This window comes from Stenotrophomonas sp. SI-NJAU-1 (assembly GCF_020883215.1).
GTDB lineage: Bacteria > Pseudomonadota > Gammaproteobacteria > Xanthomonadales > Xanthomonadaceae > Stenotrophomonas > Stenotrophomonas indicatrix.
The window spans coordinates 1905450-1922652 of the sequence record NZ_CP086598.1 but is presented as its reverse complement, the minus strand read 5'-3'; the positions used below and the strand labels follow the sequence as shown (position 1 = coordinate 1922652).

Annotated in this window: 16 protein-coding genes; 3 read left to right on the top strand and 13 right to left on the bottom strand. The window is 68.0% G+C overall.

The genetic code is table 11. From position 1 onward, the window contains the following. The first annotated feature begins 127 nt into the window (after nucleotides 1-127). Entirely contained in the window at nucleotides 128-880 is a 753-nt protein-coding gene (locus LMF57_RS08960; RefSeq protein ID WP_229291254.1) for a helix-turn-helix domain-containing protein, read from the top strand. A gap of 102 nt (nucleotides 881-982) precedes the next feature. Here the strand turns inward: LMF57_RS08960 and thrC are convergent, their stop codons facing one another. The 5 genes from thrC to LMF57_RS08935 all read right to left on the bottom strand — a co-directional run bounded on the left by thrC (nucleotide 983) and on the right by LMF57_RS08935 (nucleotide 7813). After that, the gene (gene thrC / locus LMF57_RS08955; RefSeq protein WP_229291253.1) at nucleotides 983-2272 is read right to left on the bottom strand and encodes a threonine synthase; all 1290 of its coding nucleotides are present in this window, start codon (nucleotides 2270-2272) and stop codon (nucleotides 983-985) included. A 29-nt stretch (nucleotides 2273-2301) separates the two neighbouring features. After that, nucleotides 2302-3216, bottom strand: a complete 915-nt coding sequence (locus tag LMF57_RS08950) for a homoserine kinase (RefSeq protein ID WP_208082638.1) — start codon at nucleotides 3214-3216, stop codon at nucleotides 2302-2304. Further along, the gene (gene thrA, locus LMF57_RS08945; RefSeq protein ID WP_208082639.1) at nucleotides 3213-5717 is read right to left on the bottom strand and encodes a bifunctional aspartate kinase/homoserine dehydrogenase I; all 2505 of its coding nucleotides are present in this window, start codon (nucleotides 5715-5717) and stop codon (nucleotides 3213-3215) included. The genes LMF57_RS08950 and thrA overlap by 4 nt, the downstream gene beginning before the upstream one ends. Nucleotides 5718-6075: 358 nt before the next feature. After that, nucleotides 6076-7026 (bottom strand): DMT family transporter, encoded by a 951-nt coding sequence (locus LMF57_RS08940; RefSeq protein WP_208082640.1) that lies wholly within the window; start codon nucleotides 7024-7026, stop codon nucleotides 6076-6078. A 67-nt stretch (nucleotides 7027-7093) separates the two neighbouring features. Continuing rightward, on the bottom strand, nucleotides 7094-7813 hold the full coding sequence (locus tag LMF57_RS08935) for an AraC family transcriptional regulator (protein WP_117310262.1): 720 nt from the start codon (nucleotides 7811-7813) through the stop codon (nucleotides 7094-7096). Between the two features lie 81 nt (nucleotides 7814-7894). On the opposite strand from LMF57_RS08935, the gene LMF57_RS08930 reads away from it, so the two are divergent. Further along, nucleotides 7895-8674, top strand: a complete 780-nt coding sequence (locus LMF57_RS08930) for a DUF6491 family protein (protein WP_117310261.1) — start codon at nucleotides 7895-7897, stop codon at nucleotides 8672-8674. Here LMF57_RS08930 and LMF57_RS08925 read toward each other — a convergent pair. The 3 genes from LMF57_RS08925 to LMF57_RS08915 form a co-directional block, all read right to left on the bottom strand. Beyond that, nucleotides 8671-9723 (bottom strand): linear amide C-N hydrolase, encoded by a 1053-nt coding sequence (locus LMF57_RS08925; protein ID WP_229291252.1) that lies wholly within the window; start codon nucleotides 9721-9723, stop codon nucleotides 8671-8673. The two genes, LMF57_RS08930 and LMF57_RS08925, sit on opposite strands and share 4 nt — an antisense overlap. Nucleotides 9724-9786: 63 nt before the next feature. After that, nucleotides 9787-10200, bottom strand: a complete 414-nt coding sequence (locus LMF57_RS08920; RefSeq protein ID WP_229291251.1) for a DUF6691 family protein — start codon at nucleotides 10198-10200, stop codon at nucleotides 9787-9789. Next, nucleotides 10197-10634, bottom strand: coding sequence for a YeeE/YedE family protein (locus LMF57_RS08915; RefSeq protein WP_117310258.1), 438 nt, complete (start codon nucleotides 10632-10634; stop codon nucleotides 10197-10199). The genes LMF57_RS08920 and LMF57_RS08915 overlap by 4 nt, the downstream gene beginning before the upstream one ends. Before the next feature lie 117 nt (nucleotides 10635-10751). Here LMF57_RS08915 and LMF57_RS08910 point away from each other — a divergent pair, with 117 nt between their 5' ends. Continuing rightward, on the top strand, nucleotides 10752-11039 hold the full coding sequence (locus tag LMF57_RS08910; RefSeq protein WP_223482681.1) for a metalloregulator ArsR/SmtB family transcription factor: 288 nt from the start codon (nucleotides 10752-10754) through the stop codon (nucleotides 11037-11039). A 3-nt stretch (nucleotides 11040-11042) separates the two neighbouring features. Here LMF57_RS08910 and LMF57_RS08905 read toward each other — a convergent pair whose 3' ends face one another. The 5 genes from LMF57_RS08905 to LMF57_RS08885 all read right to left on the bottom strand — a co-directional run bounded on the left by LMF57_RS08905 (nucleotide 11043) and on the right by LMF57_RS08885 (nucleotide 17178). Beyond that, nucleotides 11043-11471 carry a BLUF domain-containing protein gene (locus LMF57_RS08905; RefSeq protein WP_229291250.1) on the bottom strand — a complete coding sequence of 143 codons (429 nt, stop codon included), beginning with the start codon at nucleotides 11469-11471 and terminating at the stop codon, nucleotides 11043-11045. Between the two features lie 82 nt (nucleotides 11472-11553). Continuing rightward, nucleotides 11554-12693 carry a hybrid sensor histidine kinase/response regulator gene (locus tag LMF57_RS08900; RefSeq protein WP_093819708.1) on the bottom strand — a complete coding sequence of 380 codons (1140 nt, stop codon included), beginning with the start codon at nucleotides 12691-12693 and terminating at the stop codon, nucleotides 11554-11556. Next, entirely contained in the window at nucleotides 12690-13265 is a 576-nt protein-coding gene (locus LMF57_RS08895) for a chemotaxis protein CheB (protein ID WP_105163956.1), read from the bottom strand. Before LMF57_RS08895 ends, LMF57_RS08900 begins: the two co-directional genes overlap by 4 nt. Continuing rightward, nucleotides 13265-14089 carry a CheR family methyltransferase gene (locus LMF57_RS08890; protein WP_032951761.1) on the bottom strand — a complete coding sequence of 275 codons (825 nt, stop codon included), beginning with the start codon at nucleotides 14087-14089 and terminating at the stop codon, nucleotides 13265-13267. The genes LMF57_RS08895 and LMF57_RS08890 overlap by 1 nt, the downstream gene beginning before the upstream one ends. Continuing rightward, nucleotides 14086-17178: a response regulator gene (locus LMF57_RS08885; RefSeq protein ID WP_229291249.1), complete on the bottom strand. Its 3093-nt coding sequence runs from the start codon at nucleotides 17176-17178 to the stop codon at nucleotides 14086-14088. Before LMF57_RS08885 ends, LMF57_RS08890 begins: the two co-directional genes overlap by 4 nt. Nucleotides 17179-17203: the final 25 nt, after the last annotated feature.

Below are 17203 nucleotides of genomic sequence, written 5' to 3'. Positions count from 1 at the left end.
TGCGGAATCGGGGACGTGGGAGGGGGCGACATTCTAGCGCCCCGCATCGCTCAGCCGCAGATAAGGGGTCCAACGGCCGCTTGAAGTATCATAAAGCCCTCCCCCGCCCGCGATACGCCCACGCAACATGTCCCGGCCTTCCGGCGCTCCGCCCGCCACCATCGACCCCGCCGCGCCGTCCTGCGCCACGCTGGACTGCCTGCACTGCTCGGTACGCCACCTGGCGGTGTGCTCTGCGCTGTCGCCCGATGAGGTGCAGGCGCTGGAACAGGTGACCGTGTCGCAGCAGGTGCCGATGGGCAGCACCCTCGCCCGCAGCGGCGAAGAGCGCCAGCATGTCTATACATTGACCGGTGGCGCGCTGCGGCTGGTGCGCACGCTTGCCGATGGCCGTCGCCAGATCAATGGCTTCGTGCTGCCTGGCGATTACCTGGGCCTGAGTGGCAGCGACCACCATCGCTACGACATCGAGGCGATTGCAGACAGCCGCGTGTGCCGCATTGCCCTGCCGCAGATGAAGGGCTTGCGCGCCCGCTATCCGCACCTGGAGCGCAAGCTGCTGCAGCGCGCCTGCCAGGAGCTGGATGCCGCGCAGGATGCCGCGCTGGCGCTGGCACGCCTGCAGCCGGCGGAAAAACTCGCTGATTTCCTGCTTCGCCTGGCCGCGCGCGAGGCCAAGCTGGGCGGAGATGGCCTGCGCGTCTCCCTGCCGATGGGCCGCGGCGACATCGCCGATCATCTGGGCCTGACGATGGAGACGGTCAGCCGCACCTTCACCAAGCTGCGCCAGCAGGGGTTGATCGCCCTGCCCCATCTGAACGTGGTCGAGATCCTCGACGAGGATGGCCTGCGCACGCTGGCCGGTGACGTGCAGGGCTGAGCGCCCAGCCGGTCATGGGGTTGCCGGCCAGCGGCCGGCACTACCAGAAGCACGCACCACGGGTAGTGCCGGCCGCTGGCCGGCAACCACCCGGATCTTCGCTCAACGCAACAACACCTCACGCAATGCCGCGTAGTCCGCCGCCAATGGCTCGGCATGTGCCGGACGCTGCAGCAGTGCATCCAAGGCCGGCGGCACCGCCACTGCTTCGCCGATCAACGGTTCCACCACCGCCTCGAACTTGGCCGGGTGCGCGGTAGCAACCACTGCCCAGTCGCCCTTGGCGCCGCCCGCGCGCAGATCCTGCAGCACCTTCACCGCCGTGGCCGTATGCGGGCAGAACAGTGCACCATCGCTGGCATGGGCGCTGGCGATGGTCGCGCGGATGGTCACGTCATCCACCGCGAAGGCGCGGAACGCCGCCCGCAGCTCGGCATCATCGCCCTGGTACAGCCAGCGCAGCCGCTCGAAGTTGCTGGGCGCGCCGACATCCATGGCGTTGGCCACGGTCGCAATGCTGGCCGCTGGCTGGTACGGGTCGCCACTGAAATAGCGCGGCAGTACCGCGTTGGCGTTGGTGGCCAGCACGATCTGCCCGATCGGCACGCCCAGCGCGCGCGCCAGCACTGCCGCCATCGCATTGCCGAGGTTGCCGGTCGGCACCACCAGGTTCAAGCGCCGCTGATGCTGCGCATGATGGGTCAGCGCCGCGTGCGCGTAATAGCTCATCTGCGGCAGCAGCCGGCCCAGGCTGATGCTGTTCGCGGAGCTCAGCGGTACCTGCGCCTGCAGATCGCGGTCGGCCAGCGCCTGCTTCACCATCGCCTGGCAATCATCGAACGAACCGGCCACCCGCAGCGCCTGGATGTTGTCGCCAAAGCAGCCGAGCTGGTGCGCCTGTCGCGGCGACACCCGCCCGTCGGGATACAGCACGACCACGCGTATACCGGGCTGCCGATGGAAGGCCGCCGCTACGGCTGCACCGGTGTCACCGGAGGTGGCCACGACGATGGTCAGATCGCGGCCCTTGCCGGTCTGCAGCCGCGACAGTACACCGGCGAGGAAGCGCGCGCCGATATCCTTGAACGCCGCCGTCGGCCCATGGAACAGCTCCAGCACATGGTCACCGCTGTTGCGCAGCCCGCGCAATGGCACGGGGAAATCGAAGGCCTCACGGCAGATCGATGGCAAGGCCTCGGCCAGCACATCGCCCGCGAAGAACGGCGCCAGCAGGTCAGCGGCGGTATCGGCCAGGCTCGCGCCGGCCTGCAGCGCGCGCGGCGCCGGCAGCACCTCCGGTACGTACAGGCCACCATCGGGGGCAAGGCCGGCAGCGATGGCCGCACTGAGTCCAACGGCCGGCGACTGGCCGCGGGTCGAAACGAATTGCATGGGGTCGATATCCGGTAGGGAGGAAGGATTCAGCACAAGCAGGCTCCGGGTGCATCCAGCGGCGAGATCCAGGCATCACTGTCGAAGCCGGCAGCGGCAAACGCCGCACGCACCGGCTGCGCTGCCGCGCGCGCCTGGTCGGCATCTTCGAACCAGGCAAAGACGCTGGGCCCGGCGCCGGAAATGCCTGCGCCCATCGCACCGGCGGCCAGTGCAGCGTTGCGTGCCGCGTCGAAGCCCACGATCAGGCTGGCCCGTCGCGGCTCCACCAGCACATCGCGCAGGCCGGCGCGCACCAGCGAGGCATCGCTGCGATGGCAACCGCTCAACACCAGCGCCAGGTGGGCACTCTGGGCGACGAATTCGCCCAGCGCATAGCTGCCCTGCAGCGCCTGTCGTGCCCGCCGGGTCTCCAGCACCGCATGCGGATGCACCAGCAGGCTGTGCCAGCTGGCCGGCACCGGAATCGGCACCAGGCGATCAGCCGTGCACAGCGCCACACCGCCCAACAGCAGCGGACCGACATTGTCGCCATGGCGGCCGCCGCTGGCCACGGCTTCGCCATCCAGTGCGAACGGATACAGCGCGTCGCGCGGCAGTGGTGCGTCCAGCAGTGCATTGGCTGCCACCAGCGCGGCCACGCAGGAAGCCGCCGATCCGCCCATGCCGGAGCCGAACGGAATCCCCTTGTCGATCTCGATGGCGAAACCGAAGCCCAGCCCCAGCGCTGCACGCAGCGCGATCAGCGCGGCGCCGGCGGTATTGCCGGCCGCATCCAGCGGCAGTTCGACCGCACTGCCACGGATCGCATCGATGCGCACCAACGGTTCGTCGATGCGGCGCACGCTCACCGTATCGCCGATACCGGCGATGGCGTGGCCGAGGATGTCGAAGCCGACCGCCACGTTGGCCACCGATGCGGGTGCGAAAGCGCGTGCGATCACAGCCGCGCTCCTTCGCCGGCCGCCACCCGCAGCAGATCGGCGAACACGCCGGCAGCGGTGACTTCCGGGCCCGCGCCCGGGCCCTGCACCACCAGCGGGTTGTCGCAGTAGCGGCGGGTACGGAACTGCACCACGTTGTCAGTCAGCCGCAGGTTGGCGAACGCGTGGTCGGCCGGCAGCTCCTGCAGACCGACCGACGCGCCATCCGGCCCCAGCCGCGCGACATAGCGCAGCACCGCACCGCGCTGGCGGGCATCGTGCAGCCGGGCCAGCAGCGCCTCATCGGAGGCGCCCAGGCGGGCCATGAAATCGTCCACGCTTCCTTCGCGCAGCAACGCCGGCACCAGGCTCTCCACCTGCACCTGCTCCAGGCTGAGCGCGTGACCGGCCTCGCGGGCCAGGATCACCAGCTTGCGCGCAACATCCACCCCGGACAGGTCGTCGCGCGGATCCGGCTCGGTGTAGCCCATCGAGCGCGCCTGCGCGACCAGTGCCGAGAACGGCTGGCTGCCGTCGAAACGATTGAACAGCCAGGCCAGCGTGCCGGAGAAGATGCCTTCGATTGCCAGTACTTCGTCTCCGGTATCCACCAGGTCACGCAGCGTGGTGATCACCGGCAGGCCGGCACCCACCGTAGCCTCGTAGCGGAAGCGCGCACCACTGGTAGCCGCCGCCGCGCGGATGCGCTGGTAGCGTGCCAGCGGACCGGCGCCAGCCTGCTTGTTCGGGGTCACCACGTGGATGCCGGCGGCCAGCCAGCCTTCGTAGCGCTCGGCGACCTCTGCACTGCCACTGCAGTCGATCACCACCGCATGCGGCAGATGCGCGGCCAGCAGGTGCTCGGTGAAGTGGTCCAGATCGCTGGCCTGGCCAGCGTCCTGCAGCGCCTGGCGCCAGTCTTCATGCAGGCCATCAGCCTCCAGGCGCATGCGCGAGCGTGACGCAAGCGCGCGCAGGCGCAGATCGACATTGGCCTTGGCCAGCAACTGCGGGCGCGCCGCCAGCAGCTGGTCCAGCAGCGCAGCGCCGACATTGCCCGGACCGATCACCCCCACCGCGAACGTCTGCGGCGACAGCCAGAACCCGGCATGCGCCGCCCGCAGCGCGCGGGTCGCGTCGGCGCTTGCCACCGCCACCGAGATGTTGCGTTCGGAAGACCCCTGCGCGATCGCCAGGATGTTCACCTGCGCCCGGCCCAGCGACTCGAACAGCCGTGCGGCCACGCCCGGCTGGCCCGCCATGCCATCGCCGACGGCGGCCAGTACGCTGACGCCCTCGCTGACCTGCACCCGCTGCACCTGGCCGGCAGCCAGTTCGTGCGAGAACGCCTGCACCACGGCATCGCGACCACGCGCCGCTTCGCCTGCGCGGACAACGCAGCAGATCGAATGTTCGGAAGAGCCCTGCGAAATCATCACCACCGACACCTGTGCCTGGCGCAGCGCGGCGAACACCCGTTCGGCGGTACCCGGCACGCCGATCAGGCCGGTGCCTTCCAGGTTCAGCAGGGCCAGATCCGTGCTCAGCGTCAGCCCTTTCACCGGGCCACGTGGCGAGCGCTCGGCGCTGATCCGCGTACCCGGATGGCTGGGCTGGAAGGTATTGCGGATGAAGATCGGCAGGCCCAGCCGGATCGCCGGTGACATCGTCTGCGGATGCACCACTTTCGCCCCGAAATAGGCCAGCTCGCAGGCCTCGTCGTAGCTCAGCGCGTGCAGCTGCACGGCCTCCGGCACCAGCCGCGGGTCGGCCGACAGCACGCCGTCGACGTCGGTCCAGATATGCAGTTCATCGGCGGCGAACAGTGCGGCGAAGATCGCGCCGGAGTAGTCACTGCCGTTGCGGCCCAGCGTGGTGACGCGGTCCTGGCGGTCGCGGGCGACGAAACCGGTGGCGACCACGCGCGACTGCGGGTGCTGCAGCCGCCACGCGGCAAGGCGGCCGGCACTGGCATCCCAGTCGACGTCCACGCCCAGTTCGCCGTGGCCGACCACCAGCACATCTCGTGCATCCAGCACTGCGCAGTCCTCGCCCAGCGCGCGCAGGTGGGTGCCAAGCAACTGAGCGGAGAACACTTCGCCCAGGCCCTGCACGCGGTCGAGCACCTCGCGTGGCAGTTCGCCGATCACCGCCAGAGCGGCCAGCACCTCGGCCAACTGGTCGAAGCGTGCATCGATCCAGTCCACGGTATCGCCCACCTGCTCACCCAGCAGCGCTACCGCGGCACCACGATGCCGCGCGCGCAGCGCATGCCACGCCTCCTGCCAGCCGGCATCGCCCCGGGCTGCCAGGTGCGCCAGTTCGATCAGCGCATCGGTAACCCCCTTCATGGCCGAGACCACGCTGACCTGCAGCGACTCGGGGCGGGCCAGCAGCAGGCCGCCGACATGGCGATAGCGCTCGGCGTCGGCCACCGAGGTACCGCCGAACTTGTGCACGACAGTGGACGGCGCGGCCAGAGCGGACGCAGCAGGCGAATGATTGGGGGCGTTAGGGGACATGCAGACCTCGGTTGGAGGCCCCGTCGCATGCAGGTGGTCGAGTTTCCCCGTCACCTGGATGGTGCGGGGCCGTTGTTTTCGGGAGTTACACGAAGACGACGGGCCGCACCAGGGCAGTGGTGGCGGTGGTGGTGGTAATGGTGGTGATGGCGACCGGCGCAGTCGAACGGCCCGCGGTAGCGGGGTCGATCAGACAGGCAGTGGCGGCATCAAGGACCATGGCGTACAGAAAACACCGCCACGATGGCCGCTGTCAAGTGTTGCGGCGCAATATTTCCATGCAGCGATCATCGGCCAACGTGCTGGCATTTGGTTGCAAATGAGACAAACCGGTGAACGTCGGCCGCAATGCGTCGATTCAGCCGACATGTTCGGTGATTGCGCGCGGCGTGCGATGCGCGTGCGCGCACAACAGCACCCCGCCCACCAGCAGCATGATCGCCAACGCTTCCAGCAGACTCGGCCAGCGTCGCTGCCAGGCGAAGGCGTACAGCAGCGCGAACAGTGTCTCGAACACGATCATCTGCCCGGTCAGGGTCAGCGGCAGCAGGCGACTGGCCCGGTTCCAGAACGCATTGCCGAGGATCGAGGCGACCACCGCCACGCCGGCGCTGATGGCCCAGAAGCCACTCCACTGTGCGGCGGTGTGCGCCCCACCTTGGCCGATGAACGCCATCGGCACCAGCAGCAGCGACAGACCACCGGTGGTGACGCCGGTCAGCAGCGACCAGTCGTGACTGGAAAGGTCGGGCCGCCGCGACAGCCAGCGGCTGTTGCCGATGGAATACAGCGCCCACGAGAAAAGCGCACCGAACGCGCACAGCAGGCCGATCAGGCGTTGCCGCCAGGGCGTACCCAGATGCTCGGACATCAGCGCCTCCCAGCCGACCATCGCCACCCCGAGCACGCACAGCGCCAGCGCGGGCAGCAGCTGCTGCAACGGCACTGCGCCCTTCTCGCGTACCCCCACCACGGTGACCACGACCGGAATCAGGCCGACAATCAACGAAGCAGCGGCGCCACCGGCCCACTGCACCGCCGTGGCCAACAGCAGGAAGTACACCAGGTTGCCGGCCAGGCTGAGCCACAGCAGGCCGATCCACTCGGCGCGACCGAGCCTCGGCGCCAGCCGCTTCCAGCGCGGCAGCAGCAGGACCACGGCAATCAGGCCATAGACCAGATAGCGGCCGGCGGAAAGCTGCAGGGCATTGAACGTGCTTAACACGGCCGGCGCGAGGAAGACCACGCCCCACAGCGCACCGGCGGCGACGCCATTGGCGATGCCCAGAGCAATCGGGTTGTTGCGCATTGCAGGTTCACAGCGGGAACGGGCCGCGCAGTGTAAGCGGCCCCTTGCTGGCCGGTCTTGACCGAGGCTACTGCCGGTTCGCTTCCATAACGGCGGGCGCGGCTCGCCGCCATGCCGCCGGCGTCTGCCCGCATTCGCGGCGCAGCGCGCGGGTCAGTGCACTCTGCTCGGAATACCCTGCGGCCAGTGCGATATCGCTGATCGATGCCGGGCTGACCCGCAACTGGTGCTTGGCCCAGCGCAGGCGGCTGGCACTGAGCCACGCCTGCGGGCTGAGGCCGAACTCACGCCGGAACACCGCATGCAGGCGGCTTTCGCTGATGCCGACAAAGGCAGCCATGCGCGCTACCGACCACGCCTGCCCCGGCATCGCCTCGACCGCAGCGCACAGGCCCTGCAGGCGCGCACCACTACCGGCAGGTGCGAAGCTCCGCAGCAGTTCCGGCAGCAGCGCTGGCACAGGCCGGCCGGGCTGCACCTGGGCAAGCCGCTGCCGCAGCGACAGCGGCAGATGCAGCCAGCGCTGCCGGCGCAGGTGCTCCTGGGTCGCGTCATCGAGCACCCCCGGCCCGCAGTCGACAATCACGAAACCATTGGGACCCTCGGCCATCTGGTCGTGCGCTTCGCCGGCCGCCACGAATGCCCCCTGCAGCAGGTCAAGGCGACCGCCCCTGCCCTCCATCTCGAACTGCAGCTCACCCTGCAGTGGCAGCACCCACTGCGCATAGTCGTGGCGATCCAGTCCGGTGGCCTGACCGTAGTGCCGCATGTGGAAAATCGCGCCCATTCCGGCAGTGTGCGCGTGTAACACTTGCCGTGCAAACCGCTGCTATAGTCGATCCGTCATCCAACGCAGGGAGTGCAGGACATGACTTACAAGCACGCATCCATGGTGCTGGCCGCCAGCCTCGGCCTGGCCCTCGCCGCCACGGCTTCGGCCCAGCAACGCACACCACCGGCCCCGCACTGCATGGACGCTGTCGGCGTCCAGGAAGTGGAGCAGGCATCACCGCGCTCGATCGCGCTGCGTGCCGCCTCCGGCCAAGCCTATCGCATCGATTTCGCCGAGGATTGCCCCGGCGTCCGCGCAGCCACCACGTTGAAGCTGGAAGCACCCGCCGGCTGGGCCTGCGGTCGTCCCAGCGAGCGCGTGGTGGTCGATGGCCACAGCTGTGCCGTCAGTGCAGTCACCCCGGTTCATGCCCGCGACTACGCCAGCGTTGCCCGCGACAGCGATCGCCTGCGCACGGCCACCCTGCCTGCCCTGACGATCCGCCAACGCAAGGAAGTCCGCCGCGGCTTCGGCGGCTCGGCCTCGTACTGCTTCGCCACCCGCAACGTGCGTGCCTGGTCGTCCGATCCGCAGGGCATGCTGGTGGAGACCAATCCGCATCGCAATGGCGGCCATCGCTACTACCGCGTCGAACTGGGCAGCCACTGCCGCCAGCTCGACCGCGCGCCGCAGCTGAGCTTCCGCTCGGGCATGCAGAACGGCCTGATCTGCGGCAATCCCGGCGATCACGTCCTCGCCGCCGGGTTTGAAAACGGCGACCTGAGAAGCGACGGGCTGGCGCCATTGCCGCAGTACACCCGCGGCGCCTGCACGATCCAGGCGGTCTACCCGGCCTCCAGCCAGGCGTCGAACTAGTCGCTGATACCGAGGAAGGTGAACGGTGCGCTGGGCACGAAGTGCTGCAGCGCATCCCCGGCAAACGTATTGCGCTGGTCACGGCCAAGATCGAGCTTGAGCACCTTGCCGCCGAAATCGACCTTGTTCAGATCGACCCAGAATGTATTCGGGGTCAGCGCCGACTCGAAGAAGTACAGGCGCCGCTTGTGGTCGGCGACCGTGCGCCAGCGGGTGGACGAGATGTTGGGCTCGCCCGGCGTGGTGATGCCGAACGGTACCGACACGTTGCGGATCACGCTGAACACACTGGCCAGCGCCTCCACCGGATCTTCCGCTTTCGGAATCGCGTTGATGTAGAACGACGCGCGCGCAAAGCGGTCGGCCGAACGGTTTGTACCTGGCAGCATCACCGTGCCACCGATCTGCTGCCAGTAGCTGTTCAACGCCAGCTGTTGCTCGAAGATCGGCGAATTGGTCATCACCTGGTAGCGCCGATCATGGTGGATCACCTGGCGTCCGCCGATGTATTCGACGATCGCGCTGTCACCGCTGGCATCGGACAGCGACAGATGCAGCGTCGCCTGGCGGTCCTCGCCAGGCACCTTGTCGGTGACGATCGAGTACGGCTCGCGCTGCAGCGCGGTCACCGCCTCTTCCACCGTAGCGAAATTGTCCAGCACATACTGCGCCCACAACGAGATCGACAGGCCGGGTTTGCCGCTGCGCTGGGCCGGGTACTCCGACTCGACCAGCCACAGCAGGTTGGCGACCAGGCCCTTCTCGTTCATGCCATCGGTGGTGGAAATGTCATAGCCGGTGGCCACCACGCTGCCGTAGCGTGCAGTCCAGGCGATCGACCCCGGCCCCGCCTTCCCGGTGCGCGCAATGCCACGCGGTAAGACGTAGAGATTGGTCGCCACGTCCACTTTCCAGTCCATCGAGCGGGCGGTGATGACATCGCCGTTGTCGCCCAGATACACCGCGCGCGTGCAGGCCATCGCCGGCGTTGCCGCCGTCACCAGTGCCGCCGCCAGCAACGCGCCGCCTTTCCATTTCATCCGTGCCATGTCGTCCTCCGTTCCCCGGGAAAGGTGATCTGAACCCCGCAACGGTGAGACGAACGTGAAGCCTCAGCGCAGCCAGCGATCATGCAGCCAGAAACCGGCAGCCATCGCTGGCACGAACCACAGGGCTTCGCGCGCGCCCACTGCCAACGCGGCCAGCGCGGGTCCTGGGCAATAGCCGACCCAGCCCCAGCCGACACCGAACAGCGCCGCACCCAGCAGCAACCGCGTGTCGACAACCTGCGCCGTCGGCAGCTCGAAACGTTCGGCGCACCATGGCCGCTGCCGCCGCCGCAGCCAGAATTGACCCAGTGCGCTGACCAGCAGCGCCGACGCCAGCACCCAGGCCAGCGTGGGATCGAAGTCGCCAGCCACATCGAGGAACCCCAGCACGCGACGCGGATCGGTCATGCCGGCCAGCGCGAGGCCGGCACCGAACAGGCCGCCGGCCCCACCTGCCGCCCACAACCTGCGGCTCATGCCAGGCCTCCGCCGTGACGTAGCAGGAACGTGGTGAGCATCGCGCAGGCCATGAACACCAGCACCGCCATCAGCGATCGCCGCGATCCGCGGGCGAGGCCACAGACACCGTGGCCGCTGGTGCAGCCGTTGCCCAGCCGCGTACCCAGGCCCACCAGGACACCGGCAGCGATCAATTGCCAGGCCGGCAGCGCGTCGCGCAGCAAGGCGCGTGGTGGTTGTCCCGCACCCGCCTGCCAGCTCAGCACCGCCGCAGCAGCCAACATCAGTCCGAGCAGGAAAGCCCAGCGCCAACCACGATCACCGCGCGGCGCGGCAGCGGCGCCGGCAGCGATACCGCTGATGCCCGCCACACGACCGAGCGTGGCCAGCAGCAGCACCGCCGACGCACCGATCAGGCCGCCGCCTGCAATTGCCGCCCATGGCAGGTTCATGCCCTGCCCCTCTGCATCGCACGCATCGGCTTGCCCTTCAATTTAGCTTTCTCTAAATTAGACTTTCCTGAACTACCGGGTCAAGCCGTGCCCAGCATCACCACCGACAGTGCCGCGATGGCTACGCATGCCGCACAGGCGGCTGCCCTGCTGAAATCGCTGGCACACCCGGCGCGACTGCGCGTGTTGTGTCGTCTGGTGGAGGGTGAAGCACCGGTACCGGAACTGCAGGCCCTGACTGGCCTGAGCGCGTCGGCGCTGTCACAGCACTTGGCCGTGCTGCGCAATCTGGATGTGGTGGCAACGCGGCGGCAGGCACAGTCACTGCACTATCGGCTGCTGGAGGGTCCGGCGCTGGGCGTGCTGCAGGCACTGCACGCGGCGTACTGCGCCCCGCAGCGTTAGCGGTCAGCCCGCGCTGAGTACCGGCCGCACGACCTCGGCCAACAGATCCACCGCCGTAAGCACGACGCTGTCACCGTTCACCGAGCGGGCGAATCCCGACCAGTCGCCTGCGGAAAGCTGGCGCAGCAGCGCGGCGTCGACCGGCAGCCCGCGCATTGCCCAGTACGGAAAGTGGCGCTGGCCCAGCCGGCCACGCGCCAGCTCGACGATGTCGACGTGGCTGCCGGCCTGCAGGATGCGCTCATAGACCGAATCGATGCCATCCGGCGGGCCTTCGATGTACTGCAGGAAGCGCTCGCCGTCATGCAGCAGCACGCCCGTCACCCCTGCCATCTTGTTGAAGCGCGCGGCGTCATCGACCAGGGTCTGCAGACGTGCGGCAGACAGATCCGGCTTGGCCTGGCTGACATAGGCGATGGCACGCAGTGGCATGGAGCTTCCTTTGCAAGAGTGGTGCCACGGTAGCAGTTGCGGACGAGCCCGTCTCAGTTCGCTCACGCGCCAGCTGAAGAATTCAGGAAACCGCCGGACTGCGCAAATCGGAACGACGAGGCAGCAGCGCCTCCAACACCACGTGCCCTGCTTCGTTGCGCGCGCTCAACTGGCCACCATGGGCACGCACGAACTGGTCCACGATGTACAGCCCCAGCCCTAGCCCGTTGCTCTGGTGGAAGCTGGCCTTGAAGGGTTCGAACAGGCGCGGCAGCAATGCCTCATCGACATGGCCGGTGTTGCGCACGCGCAGCGCGACCACCCGCGCATCGCCACCATCGACCTGCACCTGCACCGTCGCGTCAGCGCCGTGGGTGAGTGCGTTGCCGACCAGGTTGGCGACGATCTGCCCAAGGCGATCCATGTCGCCCTGCAGGCTCGAATCGCCACGGACGTCCAGCGCGATCCGATCGCTTCGATGGCCGGCACCGGCCTCGACCAGCACCGCACGCGTTACCTCGGCCAGGTCACAGACGCTGCTCTGCAGGCGCAGGCCACCGCTGCGGATCCGCGAGAAGTCCAGCAGCTGCTCGACCATGCGTGCCATCCGCAGCGTGCTGGCTTCCAGGTAGCTCAGTGTCTGCTGCGCACCGGCATTGTCGTCCGGCAGTTCCAGCGACAGCTTGTCGGCACACAGCAGGATGGCCGACAGCGGCGTGCGCAGGTCGTGGGTCAGCACCGCGGCCATGGTCTCGTTGAGCTTCAACGCGCGCTCCAGCGCTTCGTTGCGCGCCTTCAGCAGCTGCCGCTGCTGGTAGAGCTCGATGAACACATTGACCTTGCTGAGGATCACCTGCGGTGCAACCGGCTTGTGCAGGAAATCCACCGCGCCGGTCTCGTAGCCCTTGAACACCCGCAACGGATCATCCGGCGAGGCGGTCAGGAAGATGATCGGCACATCCCGGCTGCGCTGCGAGCCGCGCATCAGCTCGGCCAGCATGAAACCGTCGATCTCCGGCATGTGCACGTCCAGCAGCGCCAGCGCTACCTCATGCTCCAGCAGCAGTTCCAGCGCCTGTGCGCCAGAGTCCGCCAGCAACAGGTTGACGCCCTCGCGGCGCAGCAGCGCCTGCATGGCCACCAGGTTCTGCGGCACGTCGTCGACGATCAGCAGGTTGACCGGCGCCTGCGACTGGGCAGGGTCCGGCGGCAGCAGGTTCATGCAAACAACTCCTTCAGGCGGCGGCACATCAGTTCAAGGGGCAGCACGGCATCGGCGCCGGCGTGCTGCAGGGCAGAGGCCGGCATCATCGATGCCTCGGCCTCCTCGGGGCATTGCAACCAGGCCTGGCCGCCCGCGGCGCGCACCGCGGCCACGCCATCGCTGCCATCGCTGCTGGCACCGGTCAGCAGGATCGCCAGCACACCCGTGCCGAACGCGGCTGCGGCCGATTCGAACAGCGGATCGATGGCCGGCCGCGAGAACAGCACCGGTTCGTCCATCGACAATGCGATGGCCTGCGTGTCCTCCACCAGCAGGTGGTAGTCCGGCGGCGCGAACGTCACCGTTCCGGCCTGCAGGGGCTGCTTGTCCTCCGCTTCGCGCAGGACCAACGTGCAGTACGGCGCCAGCACCTCGGCGATGCGGCTGGAACGGTCGCGCGGCAGGTGCAGCACCACCAGCACCGGCACCGGCAGGGTGGCCGGCAACGCACCCAGCACGATCTGCAGGGCGGCCACGCCACCGGCCGATGCGCCGATCACCACCACGTCAGGGCGGAACATCGCCGCCATCAGGCCACCTTCCGATACAGGCGGTGCTCCCGCGAACAGGCTTCGAAGGCATCGTGATGGCGACCGAACTGCAGCGACTCCTTGCTGCCCAGGCCGAGGAAGCCACGATGCACCAGGGCTTCGCGGAACAGGCCCACCGCGCGATCCTGCAGGTCACGGTTGAAATAGATCAGCACGTTGCGGCACGAGACCAGGTGCACCTCCGAAAACACCGTGTCGGTGGCCAGGCTGTGGTCGGCAAACACCACGTTGCGGCGCAGCTGGCGGTCGAAGACCGCGCCGTCGTAGGCGGTGCTGTAATAGTCCGACAGTGACGCGGTGCCGCCGGCGGCAAGATAATTGCGGCTGAACTGGGCCAGGCGGTCGATGCCATAGGCACCGGCTTCGGCCGTGGCCAGTGCAGCGGGGTTGATGTCGGTGGCGTAGACGATGCTGCGCTCAAGCAGCCCCTCCTCGTGCAGCAGGATCGCCAGCGACCACACTTCCTCGCCGGTACTGCAGCCGGCCACCCACAGCTTCACCGAGGGATAGGTGCGCAGCACCGGTACCACCTGTTCGCGCATCTGCCGGAAGTACTCCGGGTCACGGAACATCTCCGACACCTGCACGGTGAAGAACTGCATCGCCTGGGCGAACAGCTCCGGCTCGTGCAGCAGCCGATGCTGCAGGTCCGACAGGCGCTCGCACTCGTAGCGCTGCATGGCCTGGCTGACGCGACGGCGCAGCGAGGACACCGCATAGCTGCGGAAGTCGTAGTGGTAGCGCTGGTACAGCGCTTCCAGCAGCACCTTCAGCTCCAGGTCGAACAGCGCCTGCTCGTTCATTGCCGCGAGCACCAGACCCGGCACAGCGACACCAGCTTGTCCACGTCGATGGGCTTGGCGATGTAGTCGTTGGCGCCGGCCTGCAGGCAGCGCTCACGGTCATCGGGCATGGCCTTGGCGGTCAGCGCGATGATCGGCAGGTCCTGCAGGTGGCGCTGCGCGCGGATCTCGCGCATCGCCTGCAGGCCATCCTTCTCCGGCATCATGATGTCCATCAGCACCAGGTCCACCTCGCGCTGGGCCAGGCGGTCGACGGCCTCCTGGCCGTTGCGGGCGATCTCCAGCGTCACCCCCAGCGGCTCGAGCACGCTGGACAGCGCGAAGATGTTGCGCACGTCGTCCTCGGCCAGCAGCACGGTACGTCCGTCGAGCACGGTGTCGCGGCGGCGCGCTTCGCGCAGCAGGCGCTGCTGGTCGCTGGGCAGGTTGGCCTCCACGCTGTGCAGGAACAGCGTCACCTCGTCGAGCAGGCGCTCGGGCGAGCGCGCGCCCTTGATGATGATGCTCTTGGAGTAGCGGCGCAGGCGCTGCTCTTCTTCGCGGCTGAGGGCGCGGCCGGTGTAGACGATGACCGGCGGGAAGCCGACATCGTCGTTGCCTGCCATGTGCTCGAGCAGGTCGTAGCCACTGCCGTCGGGCAGCGACAGGTCCATCACCATGCAGTCGAAGGTGACCGTGCTCAGCTGCTCCACCGCTGCGGCCAGCGTACCGACAGCAGCGATCTGCAGCTGATCGCGGCCCAGCAGCAGTTCCAGGTTGCGGCGCAGATCGTTGTCGTCCTCCACGATCAGCAGGCGCCGCACGTCGCGCTGGCTGGTCTGTTCAAGCTGTTCGATGGCAGCCACCAGGCGCTCGCGCGTGGTCGGCTTGATCGCAAAGCCGATCGCACCCAGTTCGCGTGCCACCTGGCCGCGGTCCATGCCCGAGACCACATGCACCGGAATGTGCCGGGTGTCGGGGTTGCGCTTGAGCCGCTCGAGCACGGTCAGGCCCGAGACGTCGGGCAGGCCGATGTCCAGCAGGATGCCGTTGGGACGCAGGTCCGCCGCCAGCGCCAGCGCCTCTTCGGCGGTGGTGGCCACCACGCAGTCGAAATCAAGTTCGTGCGCCAGCGTCACCAGGGCTTCGGCGAACACCGCATCATCCTCCACGGCCAGGATCAATCGCCCAGCATGGCTGCGCCGGCCACGGTCATCGGCCACCGCTGCCACCGGCGCGGTACTGGACCGCTGGGCAGGCGGAGCCGGTACTACCGTCGAGGCAGTGGCCGGCTGCACGGACACAACGGCATCCGCGGCGCTCTCATCCGCCGGCGCCCCCTGCAGCGGCAGTTCGAGAATGAAACAGCTGCCACGGCCCGGCTCGCTGTCCACCTGGATGTCCCCGCCCATGCGCACCGCAAGGTCGCGCGAAATCGACAGGCCCAGGCCGGTGCCGCCGTAACGGCGGCGGGTGCTGCCGTCGGCCTGGCGGAACGCTTCGAAGATCAGCTGCAGCTGGTCGCGTGCAATGCCGATGCCGCTGTCGGCCACTTCGAATCGGATCCGGCCATTGCCGCCGCTGCGGACATGCAGGCTCACCTTGCCGTGCTCGGTGAACTTGACCGCATTGGCCAACAGGTTCTTCAGGATCTGCTGCAGGCGCTGGTTGTCGGCCACCAGTTGACTGGGGGCCAGGCCATCGGCCTCGATCTGCAGGGTCAGGCCCTTCTGCCTCGCCATCGGCTCGAAGGTCTCGCGCAGTCGCTGCAGTACGCTGTCGACCACCACCACTTCATCGGCCAGTTCAACGTGGCCCGCTTCGATGCGTGACAGATCGAGAATGTCGTTGATCAGCGCCAGCAGGTCGTTGTTCGACGACAGGATGGCGCGGGCGTACTTGACCTGCTCGTCGCTGAGCGAGCCGTCCTTGTTGTCGGCCAGCAGCTTGGCCAGGATCAGCGAACTGTTCAGCGGGGTGCGCAGCTCGTGCGACATGTTGGCCAGGAACTCGGACTTATAGCGCGAGGTGGCCGCCAGTTCATTGCTGTTGCGCACCAGCTGCCCCTGCGCGACCAGCAGTGCCTGCTTCTGCGCTTCCAGCTCGTGGGTGCGCTCTTCCAGCTGCACGTTGCTCTGCTCCAGCTCGGCCTGCTGCTGTTCCAGATGCGTCTGCGACTGCATCAGGCTGCGGCTCTGCTCTTCCAGTTCTTCATTGGCAACCCGCAGTTCTTCCTGCTGTGCCTGCAGTTCTTCGCCTTGGCGCTGCGACTCTTCCAGCAGCACCACCAGCTGTGCACGCAGCATCGAGGTACGCAGGGCCATGCCGATGGTCTCGGCGCAGCGCTGCAGCAGTTCGTCATCCAGCGCGCGCTGCTCACCGACAGCCGCTCGGCCCAGCTCGAGCACGCCTACGATCGCGCCGTCACTGCTGACCGGGGCGAGGATCCGTTCACGCACAGGCACGCGTCCCAGGCTGGTCTGCAGCTCCAACGGGACCGCTTCGTCCCCCTGCAGATGCCGCGCACGCTGGTCGCGGGCCACCTGCCCTGCCACCCCTTCCTGCAGGCCCAGTGTTGCCGGGATGCCGTTGGGCAACGCCAGTCCACCAGTCAGCTGCAGGCGCCCGCCTTCCAGCCGGTAGAGCGCACCGACATCGGCACCCAGCTGGGTCGCCAGCGTCGACACCGCCGCTTCGGCGATCTGTTCCGGCCCGAGCTCGCCGCGCAGGCTGAGCGCCACTGCGTTCTCGGCCTCCTGCAGCCACAGCGCACGCATCGCCTCACGCCGGGCCTGGATGGCGCGCGAGGCGATGAGCGCGATCATCAGGAAGGCAGCGCCACCGATGGTACGGTTGACGAACGAGAATGCCGAGTTGGAACTGGCTGGGGCCACGTTGTAGCCCACCGCCAACAGCACGCAGGCAGCCGCAGCCACCACGAAAGGAACCCGGGCACTGCGCTGGAACACAGTGACGCCGATGGCCATGAAGTAGGCCAGCCACACGGCATAGCCGAGGGGCACCACCATTTCCAGCGCGGCGGTCGCCGCCACCAGCGCCGCCGACGTCATCCAGATCCAGCGGTCACGCGTAGTCGCACCAGGACGCATGCAGGTCGGTTCCAGTTTGGAAAAG